General features: G+C 70.9%; 22 protein-coding genes and 1 tRNA gene. 5 read left to right on the forward strand and 18 right to left on the reverse strand.

What is annotated here, in order from left to right:
- Window positions 1–35: 35 nt before the first annotated feature.
- Window positions 36–494 carry a GNAT family N-acetyltransferase gene (locus D7223_RS18675; RefSeq protein ID WP_120729701.1) on the forward strand — a complete coding sequence of 153 codons (459 nt, stop codon included), beginning with the start codon at window positions 36–38 and terminating at the stop codon, window positions 492–494.
- Between the two features lie 37 nt (window positions 495–531).
- Here the strand turns inward: D7223_RS18675 and D7223_RS18680 are convergent, their stop codons facing one another.
- Window positions 532–1,110 (reverse strand): dienelactone hydrolase family protein, encoded by a 579-nt coding sequence (locus D7223_RS18680; RefSeq protein ID WP_120729702.1) that lies wholly within the window; start codon window positions 1,108–1,110, stop codon window positions 532–534.
- A 151-nt stretch (window positions 1,111–1,261) separates the two neighbouring features.
- On the opposite strand from D7223_RS18680, the gene D7223_RS18685 reads away from it, so the two are divergent.
- Window positions 1,262–1,609: a VOC family protein gene (locus D7223_RS18685; RefSeq protein WP_120729703.1), complete on the forward strand. Its 348-nt coding sequence runs from the start codon at window positions 1,262–1,264 to the stop codon at window positions 1,607–1,609.
- Window positions 1,610–1,612: 3 nt separating this feature from the next.
- Window positions 1,613–2,035, forward strand: coding sequence for a hypothetical protein (locus D7223_RS18690; RefSeq protein WP_120729704.1), 423 nt, complete (start codon window positions 1,613–1,615; stop codon window positions 2,033–2,035).
- A gap of 326 nt (window positions 2,036–2,361) precedes the next feature.
- Here the strand turns inward: D7223_RS18690 and D7223_RS18695 are convergent, their stop codons facing one another.
- Together D7223_RS18695 and D7223_RS18700 are read right to left on the reverse strand one after the other, a co-directional pair.
- Entirely contained in the window at window positions 2,362–3,084 is a 723-nt protein-coding gene (locus tag D7223_RS18695) for an aspartate/glutamate racemase family protein (RefSeq protein WP_120729705.1), read from the reverse strand.
- A gap of 290 nt (window positions 3,085–3,374) precedes the next feature.
- Window positions 3,375–3,869 carry a YajQ family cyclic di-GMP-binding protein gene (locus D7223_RS18700; RefSeq protein WP_158610909.1) on the reverse strand — a complete coding sequence of 165 codons (495 nt, stop codon included), beginning with the start codon at window positions 3,867–3,869 and terminating at the stop codon, window positions 3,375–3,377.
- Between the two features lie 148 nt (window positions 3,870–4,017).
- Here D7223_RS18700 and D7223_RS18705 point away from each other — a divergent pair.
- A tRNA-Tyr gene (locus tag D7223_RS18705) sits at window positions 4,018–4,101 on the forward strand.
- A 155-nt stretch (window positions 4,102–4,256) separates the two neighbouring features.
- Window positions 4,257–4,802 carry a hypothetical protein gene (locus D7223_RS32540; protein ID WP_147252674.1) on the forward strand — a complete coding sequence of 182 codons (546 nt, stop codon included), beginning with the start codon at window positions 4,257–4,259 and terminating at the stop codon, window positions 4,800–4,802.
- Here the strand turns inward: D7223_RS32540 and D7223_RS18710 are convergent.
- The 15 genes from D7223_RS18710 to D7223_RS18770 form a co-directional block, all read right to left on the reverse strand.
- Window positions 4,789–6,210 carry a tyrosine-type recombinase/integrase gene (locus D7223_RS18710; protein WP_120729707.1) on the reverse strand — a complete coding sequence of 474 codons (1,422 nt, stop codon included), beginning with the start codon at window positions 6,208–6,210 and terminating at the stop codon, window positions 4,789–4,791. The two genes, D7223_RS32540 and D7223_RS18710, sit on opposite strands and share 14 nt — an antisense overlap.
- Window positions 6,207–6,410, reverse strand: a complete 204-nt coding sequence (locus tag D7223_RS18715) for a helix-turn-helix transcriptional regulator (RefSeq protein WP_120729708.1) — start codon at window positions 6,408–6,410, stop codon at window positions 6,207–6,209. Before D7223_RS18715 ends, D7223_RS18710 begins: the two co-directional genes overlap by 4 nt.
- A gap of 531 nt (window positions 6,411–6,941) precedes the next feature.
- Window positions 6,942–8,543 carry a YfjI family protein gene (locus D7223_RS18720; RefSeq protein WP_120729709.1) on the reverse strand — a complete coding sequence of 534 codons (1,602 nt, stop codon included), beginning with the start codon at window positions 8,541–8,543 and terminating at the stop codon, window positions 6,942–6,944.
- Window positions 8,540–9,673, reverse strand: coding sequence for a bifunctional DNA primase/polymerase (locus D7223_RS18725; protein WP_120729710.1), 1,134 nt, complete (start codon window positions 9,671–9,673; stop codon window positions 8,540–8,542). The genes D7223_RS18720 and D7223_RS18725 overlap by 4 nt, the downstream gene beginning before the upstream one ends.
- A gap of 4 nt (window positions 9,674–9,677) precedes the next feature.
- Window positions 9,678–9,974 (reverse strand): hypothetical protein, encoded by a 297-nt coding sequence (locus tag D7223_RS18730; protein WP_120729711.1) that lies wholly within the window; start codon window positions 9,972–9,974, stop codon window positions 9,678–9,680.
- Window positions 9,971–10,213, reverse strand: a complete 243-nt coding sequence (locus D7223_RS18735) for a hypothetical protein (protein ID WP_120729712.1) — start codon at window positions 10,211–10,213, stop codon at window positions 9,971–9,973. The genes D7223_RS18730 and D7223_RS18735 overlap by 4 nt, the downstream gene beginning before the upstream one ends.
- Window positions 10,214–10,355: 142 nt before the next feature.
- Complete coding sequence (locus D7223_RS18740; RefSeq protein ID WP_120729713.1) at window positions 10,356–12,584, reverse strand: cell division protein FtsK; 2,229 nt, start codon at window positions 12,582–12,584, stop codon at window positions 10,356–10,358.
- Window positions 12,577–12,909 carry a hypothetical protein gene (locus D7223_RS18745; RefSeq protein ID WP_120729714.1) on the reverse strand — a complete coding sequence of 111 codons (333 nt, stop codon included), beginning with the start codon at window positions 12,907–12,909 and terminating at the stop codon, window positions 12,577–12,579. Before D7223_RS18745 ends, D7223_RS18740 begins: the two co-directional genes overlap by 8 nt.
- Before the next feature lie 88 nt (window positions 12,910–12,997).
- Complete coding sequence (locus tag D7223_RS18750) at window positions 12,998–13,189, reverse strand: hypothetical protein (protein ID WP_120729715.1); 192 nt, start codon at window positions 13,187–13,189, stop codon at window positions 12,998–13,000.
- A gap of 3 nt (window positions 13,190–13,192) precedes the next feature.
- Window positions 13,193–13,351, reverse strand: a complete 159-nt coding sequence (locus D7223_RS32835; protein ID WP_158610910.1) for a hypothetical protein — start codon at window positions 13,349–13,351, stop codon at window positions 13,193–13,195.
- The gene (locus D7223_RS32840) at window positions 13,348–13,491 is read right to left on the reverse strand and encodes a hypothetical protein (RefSeq protein ID WP_158610911.1); all 144 of its coding nucleotides are present in this window, start codon (window positions 13,489–13,491) and stop codon (window positions 13,348–13,350) included. Before D7223_RS32840 ends, D7223_RS32835 begins: the two co-directional genes overlap by 4 nt.
- On the reverse strand, window positions 13,488–14,306 hold the full coding sequence (locus D7223_RS18755; RefSeq protein WP_120729716.1) for an ABC transporter permease: 819 nt from the start codon (window positions 14,304–14,306) through the stop codon (window positions 13,488–13,490). The genes D7223_RS32840 and D7223_RS18755 overlap by 4 nt, the downstream gene beginning before the upstream one ends.
- On the reverse strand, window positions 14,303–14,974 hold the full coding sequence (locus tag D7223_RS18760; protein ID WP_120729717.1) for an NUDIX domain-containing protein: 672 nt from the start codon (window positions 14,972–14,974) through the stop codon (window positions 14,303–14,305). The genes D7223_RS18755 and D7223_RS18760 overlap by 4 nt, the downstream gene beginning before the upstream one ends.
- Complete coding sequence (locus tag D7223_RS18765; RefSeq protein ID WP_120729718.1) at window positions 14,971–15,345, reverse strand: RRQRL motif-containing zinc-binding protein; 375 nt, start codon at window positions 15,343–15,345, stop codon at window positions 14,971–14,973. The genes D7223_RS18760 and D7223_RS18765 overlap by 4 nt, the downstream gene beginning before the upstream one ends.
- Window positions 15,345–15,590, reverse strand: coding sequence for a DUF6284 family protein (locus D7223_RS18770; protein ID WP_120729719.1), 246 nt, complete (start codon window positions 15,588–15,590; stop codon window positions 15,345–15,347). Before D7223_RS18770 ends, D7223_RS18765 begins: the two co-directional genes overlap by 1 nt.
- Window positions 15,591–15,666: the final 76 nt, after the last annotated feature.

The raw sequence follows: 15,666 nt of genomic DNA on the forward strand, positions 1-15,666 counted from the left end.
CGGTATCGTCGCCGGCCGGACGGTGGGAGGCGGGCATGGAGTTGACGGCGTTCGAGCCGGTGCACGCAGCCGCGGTGGCGGCCTGGGCGACCACGCCGGAGGAGACCCGGCACTGGTGCTCGCGAGACGAGGTGGCCGCCGCGACCGTCGCCGGGTGGGCCGCCGAGCCCGACGTGGTCGCGTACGTCGCGGTCGTCGACGGGGAGCCGGTCGGGTACGGCGAGCTGTGGCTCGACGACGACGAGGCCGAGGTCGAGTTGGCCCGCCTGATCGTCGCACCCGGTCACCGGGGTCGGGGTGCGGGCCGCTCGCTGGTGAGGATGCTCGCCGCGCGGGCTCGCGACCACCACCCGGCGGTCTTCCTGCGGGTGCACCCCGACAACATCCCGGCACTACGCTGCTACACCGGCGCCGGCCTGCGGACCGTGCCGGCGGAGCAGGCGAGGGAGTGGAACCGGAGCCAGCCCGTGCCGTACGTCTGGCTGGCGGCGTGAGGAGCCGGCACGATGCCGGTGACGGGATCGCCCCTGCTCAACCCACCCTGGTGAGGAAGGCCAGCACACGCTCGGTCAGGAGGGTCGCCGCGTTCTCGTCGTAGCCGGGCAGGCTGTCGTCGGCGAAGACGTGTTGCCGCCCCGGGTAGAGGAACAGCTCCGTCTCCGGGGTGGCCGCTACGAGAGCGCGGGCGGCGTCCAGGTCACCGGAGTCGGCGAATTCCGGATCGGCCTCCATGCCGTGCACCTGCGCCGGCAACCCCGCCGGCCAGCCGTCGCCGAACTCCTCGGCCGGGAGGCAGGCGTCCATCAGCAGGGCACCCCGGGCCGCCGGCCGGGTCTGGGCGAGTGACTGGGCGGGCAGGACGCCCAGCGAGAAGCCGGCGTAGACCAACTCGGCCGGAAGCCCCTCGGCCGCACGCCGCCCCCGGTCGAGGACCGTGTCGAAGCCGATCTTCTTCGCGTTCGCGATGCCCGAGCCCAGGGTGTCGAAGACCGCGCCGTCGTACAGATCGGGGACGTGCACCGTGTGCCCTGCCGCCTCCAGCCGGGCCGCGAAGGAGCGGACCCCCGCCGTCAGTCCGTACGCGTGGTGGAACAGCAGCACCTCGGCCATGGGGACGTCCCTTCCCGGCGGACCCTCCGCACCTGCGGCCAATACTCACGCACCGGTCTGGCATCCGCTGGCCTGGGCTCGCCCGGCCCGGGGCGGAATTCACGCCGCCGAACGGGCGGCGGAGGGGTCGACAGGGCCCTAGAGTCCCCGCATGGGTGTCAAGCGGATCAAACCCAACATCAGGTCCGACCGGCTGGACGAGAGCCGGGCCTTCTATCGGGACGTGGTCGGGCTGGCCGAGCAGGGTGGGCTCGACTGGGTGCTGTTCTTCGGGACCGACCGCCGCGAGGTGCAGCTCAGCGTGATGAGGCTGGACGTACGGGCCGGTGTCCATCCGGACGTCTCCATCGAGGTCGACGACGTCGACGTGGTCTTCCGTCGCGCGGTCGACGCGGGGGCCGAGATCGTCTACCCGCTCACCGACGAGGAGTGGGGACTGCGGCGGTTCTTCGTACGGGACCCGAACGGCGCCGTCATCAACGTGACGCAGCATCAGTAACGCGTGGACCACGGAGACGAGTACGACGACCTGGTGCTCGACGCGCTGGAGTGTTATCAGCGCGCGGTGCGTCGGGTGGCGCTGGACTTCGCCCGGCGGGGCGCCGTCGTACGGCCATTGGGCGTGGACCTGGGTGCCCTCGACATTCTGGTCGTGCGCTACGCCCAGCCGGGTCCGGTACGGGAGGGCGCCCTGGGCGCCCTGCGTCCGACCCGTGACCCGGAGGAGGCTGTCGTCGAGCTGGCGGACACGTTGCAGGAGAAGGAGTTCGACGAGGGGGACACCACCTGGCCCGGTTGCGTCGCGGGCCACGCCCATCCCCCGACCGCGGCGGTGGTCGACGGCGTCGCTTCCTGGCAGTGCCCACGCGACCGGACCGCCCTCGCCCCGATCGGCCTGCCCCCAGAACCAGGTCCCGGCACCTGAGGTGCTCGGCCGTCGCCGGCCAGGTACCCCCGTCGGCCGGTGGCCGGAAGTGCCGGCCACCGGCCGACGGAAGCCTCCACCAGTAGGTGTTGAACTGGAGAGACACCGCATGTGAGCAGCCAATACACCGCCATGGTCGCCGCTGGGCCGTCGTCAGGCCGTCCGAGGGCGACCCGAGCACCTTGTCCACGGCTCGGCGCGTGCGGTCCGTTCCTGCACGTCTTCGAGGCGGCCCGGCACACGGGCCGCACGCCGCCAACTGGCCGCTGCCGCTGTCGCTCTGCTCCCGTCACGTGGGCCGGTAGGGGGCTGGGCAGAGCCCTGCCTCACGCCGGTCCACCCCGCCACTTCGGCAATGACCGATGGCCGACAGCGACGTCGAAGGCGGCACGAGCCAGCAGGCGGGTCGAGTCCAGCGTAGGGAGCGGAGAGAGGTCGGGTGTCACCAAGAGCGGAATCTCGGTGCACACGAGGGCGATCGCATCACAGCCCTGCGCCGCCAGCTTCTCGATGATCCGAATGTATTCGGCACGCGAGTTCGTATTGAACTCGCCAACTACCAGCTCGTCGAAGATGATCTTGTTTATGAGGTGACGATCCTGCTCGTCCGGCATTTGCGCGACGACACCACGGGCGGCAAAGGCCCGAGGGTAGACCGGACCGTCCATGAGGTACCTGGTGCCGAGCACACCGACCCGGCCGAAACCATCATGAGCGGCCTGATCGGCGACAATCTCGGCGATGTGCAGCCCGGGGATCGCGAGATCCTCTCCCGGCTGCTCCAGCGCCATGTGCGCCGTGTTGTCCGGGCAGACGAAGAAGTCCGCGCCGGCGTCGGCAAGCCTTTGAGCACTCGTGCGGAGTAGGTCCCGAATCGAGTTATAGTCCCCTTTGTCCCAGGCGGGCATGCTGCGCGCCATCGCGATGCAGTCCAGGGTCACATCCGGATGCTGATGAGCTCCTAGTTCGCGGAATCCTTCCTGACAAAAGGCGCGAAAGCAGAGCGCGGCTCCTTCTGAGCTGTGCGCGAGAATTCCTAGGTGCTTCACAAGGGCTCCAGCAGCGCAGAGATGTCAGTCACCAACGTCACGTCGGACCTTACATCCAGGTGCGCCCGGGGTCGCTACGGGAGCGGGTAGAAGATCGATTGCTTGCGGTCGATCTGTCTTCCGGGTTCCGCTGCACGTCTTTCGCTCGCGCACCAACACGCAAGTCCCAGAGTGACGCGGCCAGGCCGTCGCAGGCCGAATGCTCATGACCCACGACGACCATTGGCGACGGCTTCTGCCCAGCTGACGTAGGCGTAGCCGGTGCGATGACCAAGCCGGCCGGGACCGCCTTACCGGTAGTTGTTGAACTGGAGGGCCACCCCGAAGTCCTCGCCCTTGAGCAGAGCGATGACGGCCTGAAGGTCGTCCCTCTTCTTGCCGGTGACGCGGAGCTGGTCGCCCTGGATCTGTGCCTGGACGCCCTTCGGGCCCTCGTCGCGGATCTTCTTGCTGATCGCCTTGGCCTTGTCCGTCTCGATGCCCTGGATGACCTTGCAGTCGATCTTGAACATCTTGCCCGACGGACGCGGGTCGCCGGCGTCCAGCGACTTCAGCGAGATGTTGCGCTTGACCAACTTCTCCTTGAAGACGTCCAGCGCGGCCCGCACCCGCTCCTCGGTCTCCGCCTGGAGACCGATCGCCTCCTCGCCGGACCAGGCGATCTCGGCACCGGTGCCCCGGAAGTCGAACCGCGTCGCGAGCTCCTTCTCCGCCTGACGGAGGGCATTGTCGACCTCCTGGCGGTCGACCTTGCTCACGATGTCGAACGACGGGTTCGCTGCCATGTTCATGCTCCTGGTGTGCGGCCGGTTTGTGGTCCTTCGTCCCCGCTGACCAGCGGTACGACCCCCTGACGGTACCCGGTTGCGCCGACGGCGGGGTGAGCCGCTATCCTTGCTTCCGCCGCCGCGTTGCGACGCGGTGGGGTGCCCTGGCGGGTTGCCCGAGCGGCCAATGGGAGCGGACTGTAAATCCGTCGCGAAAGCTACAGAGGTTCGAATCCTCTACCCGCCACCAGGTGCAGATGCGGCCCCTGACCAGTAGAGATGCTGATCAGGGGCCGTTGTCGTGAGTCTCGCTCAGTCCTGCTCTGGCTCGCTCGATCTCGCTGACTGTGTCGTATACGTGTCGCCAACCCGATCTTGCTGGCTCTGAAGCGGCACGATGGGCGGATGGCTTGGGAGTGGCTCGGACCGACAGCTACCGCCGTCGTGGGCGTCGCAGGCATCACCGGCACCGTGGTGGCTGCCGCCCTGACGCGGCGAGCGCAGGTAGAGGCAGCGCGTATCGCGCCGGCTCACTCGTTGCTCGCTGACAAGCGGGTGTTGTACGCCAAGTTCTTACGTAGTGCTGAAGATCAAAAAGACTCCGCGCTGAAGTTATCTAAAATTCGGCTACAGTTGCAAGAATTTCGAACTGAAGTCGAAGCATTCGAAGATTCTGCTCAGGAGCCTCCGCAGTCGCTAGTCGAACGAGTAGAGCGACTGGTTCAAGAGGTCTCAGATGTTGATGTGCAAATTCGTTCTCATGAAGGTGAGCTACGGCGACTGTCAGCAGAGATTGCCGTCGTAGGAGGGCGCGAATTGCATGGAGGTACGGAGAAAGTTCGCGCAGCGTACGCGGACTGGATCACAGAGAAGGGTGGAACCCTGCAATCGGCTAGCCACGCGCTGCGCGAACTGGCCGCCCTGATGCATCAAGACGTCAAGCCGCATTAGAGCGGGGCTCCCCGCTGGTCGTCTCTATCGCTAATGCGGCCTCGATCCTTAGGCGAGCAGATTCCTCCTGACCATAGATGCACTTTGCGTAGACCCGCATTAGAACATGCACGCTATGCCCGGCCCATTCGGCGACCTGGGTCGCCGGTACCCCGGCATTTAGCCACAGCGACACAGCGGCGTGCCGTAAATCATAAGGACGCTTGCCCAGCGGCGAGCGCTGCTGAGCCGGCGTGAGCACCTTTGTCCGCGCGTCGCGCCACGCCTTCCCGTAGGTGTTATTCGGGATCGGTTGCCCGGCGGTGGGCACGTACCGCCCGCCAGGGCCGCGCCGGGTCACGAATAGCTTGCCGTTCGATCCCGGCGGGTATTCCTTGAGGTGGTGGTCGAGCAGCCGCACAAGGGGCGGCGCAACGGGTACATCCCGGCTCGCTGACCTTGCCCGGTGTTTGAGTCCTCGGTCCTCGGTGGTGTTGTCTTCGTCGCCCCAGCCTCGCCCGACCGCCACCGTCGAGCCGGTCAGGTGCAGCACGCCCCACCCCCCGCGCTGGGCGGGTCGCTCGTACTCGTCTTCGCGCAGGTGAAGCACTTCCTCGGGCCGCAGCGCGGCGTAGTACATGCACCCGAAGAACGCTTCCAGTTCGGGCACGCTGCGTCCTACCTCGGCGAGCAGCGCCCGAGCCTGATCGGGGTTGACCACCGCTCCCCGGTCGACCTCATCGGCCATCTTCGGCGCGGTCCAGCTCACCAGGGACATCGGGTGCGCGTCGAGTAGCCGCAGCTCAACGGCGTACTTGAGAGCGCCGGAGAAGACGGCCCGTTTGCGGGCGATCGTGCTGGGCGAGGCGGGCGCTCCGTCCATCCGCAGGGCAAGGGTGTCGAGCGCCTTTCGTACCAAGGCAGGGTCGGCGAGCGCCGTCAGGTCGACGGTGTTGGCCTTGAGCCAGCGCACGGCGGCGGCCAGGTGAGCGGGCGGGTCGCCAGCGTCGCGGCGCGCCTTGTTGAATACCCACCCGTAGAGCGCTGCCCGTAGTGCCTTGTCGCTGGGTGCGCCCCGGTCCGTCGCCAGGAGCGCCGGGGTGACGGTGGCCAATGTCTCGGCGATGCCCTTGCGGTGCTTGGCCGACGCGCGAGGCCACTTCATGTCGACGTACGCCACCGCGTGCTCGTACCAGGAACGTGTGTTGAGCGCTCGCGCCATGGGCTCAGGCAGGCCGCTTGCCTGGTCGAACGCGACGCCTTCCCGCTGAGACACCACCAGTTTCGACCGGAAGCTCTCGGCCAGGGCGCGGGTTGCGAACGTTTTCCGGAACGGGTCGCCCGCCACCTTCCAGCGAACTACGTAGGAGTAGCCCTTTGTGAGTTGGTTCTTCAGGATGCCGTGTACGCGTACGTCGTAGGTGCTCATGCTGCCTCTTCGTGGTCGTTGAGCCAGTTGTCCAGGTCGCGGCGGCGGACGTACAGGCTGCCGTTGGGGTACTTGATGGTTCGGGGTGCGCGGCCGGTGGCCTTCCAGCGGAAGAAGGTCGAGCGGGGTACGCGTAGTTCGTCCAGGACTTCGGCGAGGGTGAGCAGGTTCCCGGTCGGGGTGCGGCGGGCGGCGGTCATGGGCGGGTGTCCTCCCTCGGGGTGGCATGGAGGTAGATGCGCTGCAACAGCGGGGTCGGCGGTGGGGGTGGGGGCGGCTGACCTGCTGGATGTGCAGCACTCGGGCGACGGCGGGGAGCGCTGCGGCTGTTTCAGCGGGTGTGCCGTGCAGCCTGATTCGCACGGTGAGCGCCTTCCGGTCGGCGTCGGTCGCGTGTGGAGGGTTAGTTCGGTGGTGCGGCAGAGAGGCGTAGGGCGGGCCACTGAGAGCGTCGTAGAGGCAAGATCCGGGGCTTCCAGGTGTAAGGCGTAGGGCCTTGCGCTCTCAGGGGCTCTCAGCGGGCCGCTCCGGGAATGCCTGCGGTCGGGCCGGCGCGTCGGGCGCTGCCCGAAGAGGCCGGGAAGCGCTGACACGCTGACAGCAGGGCTTGCTTATGACGTTTCCGCAGCTCAGCGTGGGTGGAAAGCTGTCAGCGGGGGGCGCTGACAGGCGCTGACAGTGCTGACACCTCGGGGGCATCGGCGGGGATTGTCAGCGCCTGTCAGCAGGTGTCAGCACGGGCCGCTGACACCTTCCCGGGCATCTTGAGCTGCGGAAACGTCAGCGGGCGTGGCGATTGTCAGCGTGTCAGCGCTTCCCGGGTCCTCCCCGGCAGCGGCGCGGGGATGCAGCTCGTAGCGGCCGTCCGGCGCGTGGCGGACCCACCCGAGGGCGATCAGCTCGTTCAGGACGGCGGTGACCTCTTCGGACTTCGGTAGCCGGCGGGCTACCCGGCGGTGTGCCTCGCGGCGGGTGAAGGTGGTCATGCCCTTGGTGGTGAGTACGCCGAGCACGTAGCGGGCGTTCTCGATGGCGGTGTCGCTGCCGATGGTGGTGAGCGCGGTCCGGTAGTGCGCGGCGAAGAACTCCGCGAGCCGGACGGCGTCGGCCATCCGGTCTGCGTCGATGGGGCGGCGCCAGGCGTCGGCGGGGTGGTGGGCGACGTGCAGCAGCCCGGCTAGCCGGAGGGTTGCGCCGGAAAGCTTGTTACCCCATTCCCGCATGTCGTGCAGGCTGCCGCCGGGCCGTAGCTCGGCCTCCACCGCCTCGGCGGCAGCCCGGCGTACCGTGCCCGCGTCCTCGGTGAGGGCGACGACGGCGGGGTCTTCCCACTCGGCGAGGGTCGCGGCCAGGTCATGCACCCGGTGCCGGTAGCCGGCGGTCACCGCCTCGGCGATCGGCGGCGTGTCCACCGCCCGGTATCCGGCGAGGGAGCGCGGGAGCGCGAACAGGAACCGGGCCGGTAGTCCTCGGCCGGCGAGGTCGGCGTTCCCGCCGAACTTGCGCAGCACCGAGGGTTGCGCCATCACGCACACGGTCAGCGCGGGCTTGTCGACCGAGGCACCCTCGCGGGTCTGCCGTTCGTTGCTCATCGGCTGCCCGGCGTGACCCTTGAGGTAGGGGTCGAGGTTCGGTGCGCCGGAGTACCGGCCGGCGAGGGTGTCGAAGATGCCGCCCTCATCCGAGATGATCGCCATGCGTCCGCCGTTGGCGGCCATCAGCCCGATCAGGGCTTCCGGGGTGGCGTCGTCCACGATCAGCCGGGGCAGACCGGGGACCGTGATCGCCTCAGCGGCGATCGCGGCGGCCACCGCCTCGGCGGCGGCCTCGTCGCGCTTGCCGGGGTCGCTGGCCTTGGCCGCTTGGGCTTTGGCTTGTTCGGCTTGCCGGTCGGCGATGTCCCGCAGCGCGGCGGCCTCGGCGATCCGAGGTCGCATCGCCTCGCCGAGCGTCGATTGGGCCGCGAACAGCGGTGCCGTCATCGCCCGGTGCACGGGGCTCTTGCGTTCGCCGGGGCCGGCGATGACGGCGGCGAACACGTTCACCGGCTCGCGCCACCCGGCCACCGGCTCGACCTCCAACCGGCCGCCCGCGCACGCGGACAGCACGGCCACGGCGAGGGTGCCGGCCATCGCCGGATCGGTTTGGGTGAACCGGGCGACGCTGCTCACCATGTCGCCGAGCCAGCGGGGGAACACGTCGACCGGGAACGGCGGCGGCGCGGCGTGCGGCCCGGTCAAGGGCACTGGAACATCCCACAGCGGGCCGCCCGCGGCTTGCCCGTCGGCGGGTTGCGGGTGGTCGGTCACGAGGTGCAGACGGGCGGCGGTCATGCGGCGACCTTTCGGGGACGGTGGGCGCCAGCAGTGAGGCCGGATCGGACGGTGCGGTACGCCTCGGCGGTGCGCAGCCCGGCCGTCACGCCCGCCTGTTCCAGCACGCTTTGGGCGTCGTCCTCGGCGAGCGCGCCACCGGCGACGAGTTGGCCGAGGGCCACGGCGGCGATGTACAGCGCCCGGTTGCGCTCCCCGGCCGGCGCGGTGGTCACCCGGTCGACCTCCCGGGCGAGGGCGGCCCGCACGTACCCGGCGGCGCGGCCGGTGCCGAGGTCGACCACCACCGGCCGCTGCGGCGGCAACGGGGCCGGCGCGAGCAGCGCGGCGAGCCACGCCGGTAGCGGGGCGGGGGCGGTGTCCAGGTCGACGGTGTAGGGCCGTCCGGCGACCGTGCTGCCGGCGGCGACGACGTAGCCGCCGTGGGCGCGGGTGTCGACCATCGGGCCGAGCGTCCCGGCGGTGTTGCGGAACGCCGGCCGGTCTTCGGGGTGCCGGTAGTAGAGGTGGGTGCCGCCTCGGCCGGTGGTCACGGTGTAGGTCGGCTCGATAACGGCGGCGTGCGCGGCGGCGAGGGTGGCGAGGGTGTCCAGCCCGGTCGGACCGGCGGTGCCGTCCTTGCGGGTGTCCAGGTCGACCACCACCAGCGCCGACGGCCCGCAGGCGAGGCCGATGCCGTAGGGGCGGGCGGTCCATGCCCGGCGGATGCGGTCGGGGTCGGTGGTGGCGCGTGCTTCCCACCCAACGTGTCCGGTCCGGCAGCGCGGGTCGCGGCCGGTGCAGTCGTCGGCGGTGTGATCGGGGAACGCGGGTCGCTTGTCGTCGGGGCGCAGCGGGAAGACGTGCCAGCCGCGTTCGGCGTGGCCGAGGGCGGCGGTCAACAGCGGGTTGTCCGACATGGTGCGGGTCCTCTCCGGTGGAGCGGTCGGGGTGTCGGGGATCGGGCGGGGGTGGCGGCGTTCGTGCCGGCCTTGGGCGCAGGCGGCGCAGTCCTTGCGGGGCATCAACACAGGCCGTCCGCTGTGCGCGTGGTCGGCGGGCAGCAGCCGGCCGCAGATGTGCGGGTAGGGCTCGGCGTCGGTCACCGGTCGGCCGAGCACCGCGCTCGCGGCGAGCCACCGGGCCGCCACCGCGTCACCGGCCCGGCCGAGGCCGGGGGCGGGCGGCGATCGCGGCGCGGGTGACGGCCTGGCGCATGTCGCCGAGCAGCCCGACCAGTTGCCGGCGGGCGGCTACCTCGGTCGGGGCGAGAGCGACCCTGACGCGCACCTCGGCGTGCTCCCGCCCGGCGGCGGTGCGCACCCGCACCAGCACGGCGCGGGAGCGGCCGGCGATGTCGACCACGATCTCTTCCGAGCGGTGCTCGCCGAGGCCGCAGCGGTGACCGCCCGCGCACCACTCGGTGTGCTGGTGGGGGTTGCGGCGGTTCATCGGGTGCCGGCCCGGTACTCGTCGCGGACGCGCTCGATCACGCGGCGGCCGACGCGTACGCGCTTGCCGGTGCCGGCGCAGCGGTGGCACTCCCGCTTGAGCCGGAGGATCAGGCCGCGTCGCTCTCCGGTGCCCTTGCAGCGGCGGCACGGGCCGAACGGCACGGCGTAGCAGATGATCAGGTAGAACGCTGCGTAACCGAGGATGATCAGGCTAGCTAGCGCGGCGATGGTCAGCATCAAACGCCTCCACGGGCCGGTTTGAGGGTGCGCGGGGCCGACGCCGCTAGCTGCTAGGGCGCTGGCCAGGGTTTTGACGGGTCGCTAGCGGTGCCGCTAGGTCTAGCGGTGGGTGCCGCTAGACCTAGCGGCGAATCTCGGCCTACTTGCGGCCGGCGGAACCGTTGTCGCGGTCACGCTTGGTGAGCGCGTCGGCGACGTGGGCGCGGGTGATGCCCTTGCGGTTGGCGGCCTCGGCGGTGTCGGGGTCGGTGCCCCACACCTGACCGGTCTTCACCCCGTGCGGCTTGAGCGCCTCGCGGAGTTGATCGGCGGTGAACCCGGCGTACACGTCGGGCCGCAGGACGGCGAGGCGCTCCACGATGGTCGTAGACCACAGCTTCGGGTCGGCGTCGCCCATGACCGCTAGCACGTCCTCAAGGATCGTGTCTCGGCGTACCGCGTCGGTGTTGACGGTGTGCCCGGCGGCGTGGCCGGTGATGTTGCCGGCCCGCTCCCGCAGCGCCCGCGCCCGGACGACGACGGCCTTGGCGGTCGGGCTGTCGATCTCGAACGTGCGGGTGATGGTCGGGTCGTCGCCCTCACCGGCGAGGTAGCCGATGCCCTTGTCCCGCTTGGCGAACATCGTTGCCCGGATGCCGCTTTTGAACATCGACTGCCCGAGCACCATGTCGTTCTCGCGGTAGCCCATGACCTTGAGGCAGAACCGCAGCACCGCGTTCGCGCTGATCCCGGTGGGGAGGCTCTTATCGTCGGGTCGCTGGGTGGCGGGGATCAGCGTGATTCCGGTCGCCGGGCCGCGCTTGATCAGGTCGGTGCAGATCTCTTCGAACTCGTCGCCGTACTTCGGGTGCTCGAACCACACCTGGCACTCATCAATGCCGATCACGACGGGGTGCAGGCCGAGGGACTTCTTGCTGGCTAGGTCGTCGGTGACCTTGTTCTCCGGGCACAGGTCCGGCGGCAACTCCCGGATGACCTTCGTGCGGCGCCGCATCTCGGTGCGGACCTCCCGCATCGCGGCGATGCCGTACTCGATGTCTTCCTCGTCGTCACCGGCCCGGTAGCGGTGCGCGACCGGCTCCAACGGCGACAGGTCACCGGTGCCCTTGAGGTCGAACGCGAGAATCCACGCACGCGGGTCCAGGCAGGCCCCGAGCAGCGCCAGGCGCAGCGCGAACGTCTTACCCATACGCGGAATCGACCCGATGATCATTGAAGCGAACATCAGGGTGAGGGTGACGACCCGGCCGCGCGGGTCGGTGCCGAACGGGAACGGCTTGAACAGGTTGACCGTGCCGGACTTGAGCAGCGGCCAGGGGTTCTGCTTGGCGCGCGACAGGTCCTTGTCGGCGACGAACAGGGTCAGCATGCCGGGGTGCACCTCGGCGTTGACCTCCGGCCACACGCAGCCGAGCGGGCGGGTGAGCGCGGCGGCCAACTCTTCGCGCTTGTCGACCACCGTGGAGGCGGTCACCCCGCGCGGCAGCTCGACCTCCGCGCGCCACCCGGTGCCGTTCTCTCGGGTGATCGGGGCGGTGAACCACCGCTTGCCGTTGTCGCCCCGGCGGATCGCGTCGTTGATGCCCTTGACGTTCAACGCGGCCAGGGCGTGGAACACCTCCGCCGAGGTCAGCGGCGCGGCGGCGGTGCGGACCACGGCTGTGTCGAGCAGCGGCTTATCGGCCGGTGCGCCGACGAACCCGAACACCGCCACCGCCACCGCGAGCGCGGCGAGCTGCACCGCGCCCGGCGCGGCCAGCAGCACCCCGGCCAGGGTGAACAGCGCCAGCACGGCGGGGATCGCGGTCAAGCCACGCCAGCGCACCCGCCGGTCACGCTGCCGCGACAAGCCCTGATAGGTGCGGGCCTCTTCCGGCTTGTCGATCGCGGCGTGGACCACCGACTGCCGGACCGGCTCGCCTTCCAGGTCGAACAGCCACCGCCCGTACCCGCGCACCGTCCGGCTGAGGCCGCGCGGGGCGTGCCAGGCCAGTTTCGCGGTGTACTTCGGGGCACGCAGCCCGTGGTAGGCCAGGGCATGCAGGCCGAAACCACCGGCCCACGCCACGTTCCCGGCGAACTCCGACCGCGAGCGCAGCCACCCGGGCAGGATCGGTACCCGCTCGGCGTCGCGGAACCCCGCGAGGGAGAACCGCGGCCGGCGCTGTGCCTCCACGCTGTCGACCAGCACCGGCCCGCCGCCCGGCAGGTCGTCGTCCGGGTCGGCGTCGGGGGCGGTGGTCTGGCGGCGGGACCGGGCGGCGTCCAGGTCCACCACCTCGGCATCCGGGCCGTTGGGGTCGGTCAGGTCCGCTTCGGCGGCCTGCCAGTCGAAACGCTCGTCATCGTGGGGGTGGGGGCTAGCCACGGCGGGCCTCCTTACGGACCGGGTTGATGGACGCGCACAGGCGGGCGTTCGTGTCGATCGCCCACGCCTCGGTGCGGGCCAGGCCGCGTGCGGCGAGCGCGGCGGCCACGGCGGTGAACTCCCGATCGTCGGGCCGGTCGTAGGGCTCCGTGCGGGCCGGCAGGTCGACCCATTCGGTGCCCTGGCTGTAGGTGATGAGCAGGACGTAGCCGCCGCCGCTGGTGACGGCGGCGATCGTGGCGCGCAGCGGGGTACCGAGCCAGTACGGGCGGCGGGGCAGCAGGCGGGCGGCGGCTGCCCGCAGCGCCCGGCGGGGTGACAACATCGAGGTCTCTCCTGAGGGTTGATGCCGGATGGGTGAGACCGGCGGCACGGCACGGTTTCCAGGCCAGAGGCCGTGCCGCCGGGCGGGGCTAGCGGGTGCGGCCGGAGCCGCCGCAGTGCGGGCACTTCTTGAAGACGGTGCAGCTGGTGTCGGCGACGGTGCGGCCGTTCTTGGTGATCGGGTTGCAGCCCTGGGTGTAGTGGGGCACCTTCCCGGTGCCGGAGCAGGGCAGGCAGCGGGTGAGGGTGTCGGTGAGCTTGCCGACCAGCTTCTTGGCCATGGGTCAGCGCTCCTTGCGGGCGGTCGAGCGGGTGGTCAGGTAGGCGAGCAGGCAGCCCACCGCGCCGAACACGGCGGCGGTGCGGGTCCACCCGTTGTGCGCGGTCAGGAACAGCACGACGTTCGCGGGAATCAGGGCGAGAAACAGCCGGCGGCGGGTCACCGCGTGCCGCCCTTGCTGGCGGCCTCGATGACGGCCCGCTCCCGCTCGGCGGGAGTGGCGCTCTCGGTAGCGCGGGCGGCTTCCCGCATGCGGCGGGTCACCTCGGCCATGGCGGCGTCGCTGGTGCTGTGCTTGCTCATCGGGCACCGTCCTCGCGGACGAGGTGGGCCAGCGCGGCGCCCATGCCGAGCACCGCCACCGGCAGGCAGGAAACGAGGGTGGTGATCCACCACGGGGCGGCGGTGACCCCGAGAGAGACGAGCAGGTGGTAGGCGACCTGGCCGAGCGCGCCGACCGCGAGGGATGCCAGGGCGGACCACTTGGCGAACGTCCGCGCCCGGGTCGGCACCCTGCCCGATAGCCACACGTAGAGGGCGTAGGCGGCGTAGGCCTCTACCCCGATCGGGAGGGTGATCGCGCTGTCGATCGTGGCCCACGATCCCGGGTCCACGATGCCGGGCAGGAGGTCGACCTTCCCGAATCCGGTGAGCTTGCCGAGCCCGACCCATCCGGACCAGACGGCCACGAACGCGCCGAGGGCCATCAGCACGACGGGCCACACGACGGCCTTGCGGGGCGGGTCGGCGGGGGTGGGCGTGTCCGGGTGACCGACCGTCGTGGCCTCGGCGTCGGGCTCCCGGGGCGTGATCTCCACCGGCGCGACGGCCGGCGGGGTGGGCTCGGGTGCGACCGGGGCGGGCAGCGGGTCCGGGCCGATCGGCTCGGCGTAGTCGTACGTCGGCGACGGCCGCTCGTCGGTGACCGGCAACGGCTCGGCCTCGTCGCGGAGCCGGGCGAGCAGTTCGACTGCCTTGGGTGCGCCGATGCGGAAGTGCCGCATGAGTTGGTTGCGGCTGGGCACCTGGCCCAGCTCGGCGGTGAGCTTGCGGGCTGCGGGCAGCAGCTCGTCGACGGGCTGCGGGTACTTCGTGCCGTTGATGGTCGGGGCGGTCACTGGTTGCCTCCCAGGATTTCGGCGAGCAGGGGACGGTGCGCGGGGAACACCTCGCCGCCGTAGGCGATGTCGAGGTGACGGACGAGGCTGGGGTAGTCGATGGCCGGCACCCAGACGGCGCGGCGGGCGTCGTCGGCGCCGGTGACGTCGGGCAGCGGGCCGACGTAGTGGCCGAGGTCGAACCGGACGGGGGTGGTGACCATCCACGCCTCATCCGAGGCGCGCGGGTCGGGGACGTACCGGGCCGGCAGCACCTCGTGCGGCTCGCGGTCGGGGTCGACGGTCAGGCCGGTTTCCTCGGCCAGCTCCCGCACGGCGGCGGTGAGGGCGGTTTCGCCGGGGTCGACGTAGCCGCCGGGCAGCGCCCATCCGTGACCGTCGGACCGCTCGACCATGACGACCCATCGCCACCCGCGCGGGGTGCTCACGGTGACGATCGCGTCGGCGCACTGCTGCTCACCCCAGTGGCCCAGGAAGTTGCGGCCGTAGCGGATGCCGGTCGGGGCGTAGGGGTTGACCGGTCGGCCGTCCACGAGGGGGAAAGGGATCGCAGCGACCGTTCGGCGGGTGGTCCAGTCGATGGCGGTGGGGTCCATGGTCGGGTCGGCCCACGGCGCGGCGGCGGCGATGCCGGCCAGCACGGACGGGTCGGTGTAGGTGCGGTTCATGCGGCGGCCTCCAACGGGTGGGCGCAGGTCAGGCACTCGCCGAGCGAGCGCGGGATGTAGTAATCACGGACCTGCCGGCAGGTCGGGCAGGTGCGGCGGGCCAGCAGCGCGGCGCGGATGGCGCGGCGTTGAGCGGGGGTGGCGGTGCGCTTCGGGCGGGCCAGGTCGACCCGGTAGAGGTAGGCGGCGCGGGTACCGCCGACGCCGCGCCAGAGCACCTGAGCGGCGATCGGCTGTCCGCCGGGGCGTAGGCCGGCGGCGGTCAGTTGGCGGCGGGTGGCGTAGCCGGGTGGGGCACCTCGCCACCAGTAGGTGGGGATGCCGTACCGCGCCCCGTCCGGATCGAAGTAGGCGGCGCGGATGCGGGACATTAGGCCGCGCGGTGCGGGTCGGTGCGGGTGGTCAGGTCGGCGGCGGCGCGGGTGACGCGGGCCTCGGCCCGGCGCAATCGCCGCCAGTCCAGCGCGGTCGGGCCGCCGTGGTCCTCGGCGTAGAGCATTGTGATCTCGGCGTCGAGTACGTCCAGCTCGGCGGCGATCAGCGGCCACTCCGTGTCGATCGCGGCCAGGTCGGCGGCGGTCGGCTCGGCGGCCACGGGGGCAAGGTGCTTCCTCACAGGAAACCTCCGGGGGAGTCGCTGAAGTTGAGAAGCCCCGGGGTGTGACCAGACCGGCCGCGCCCCGGGGCGAACA

The sequence above is a fragment of the Micromonospora endolithica genome, assembly GCF_003626595.1.
Lineage (GTDB): Bacteria > Actinomycetota > Actinomycetes > Mycobacteriales > Micromonosporaceae > Micromonospora > Micromonospora endolithica.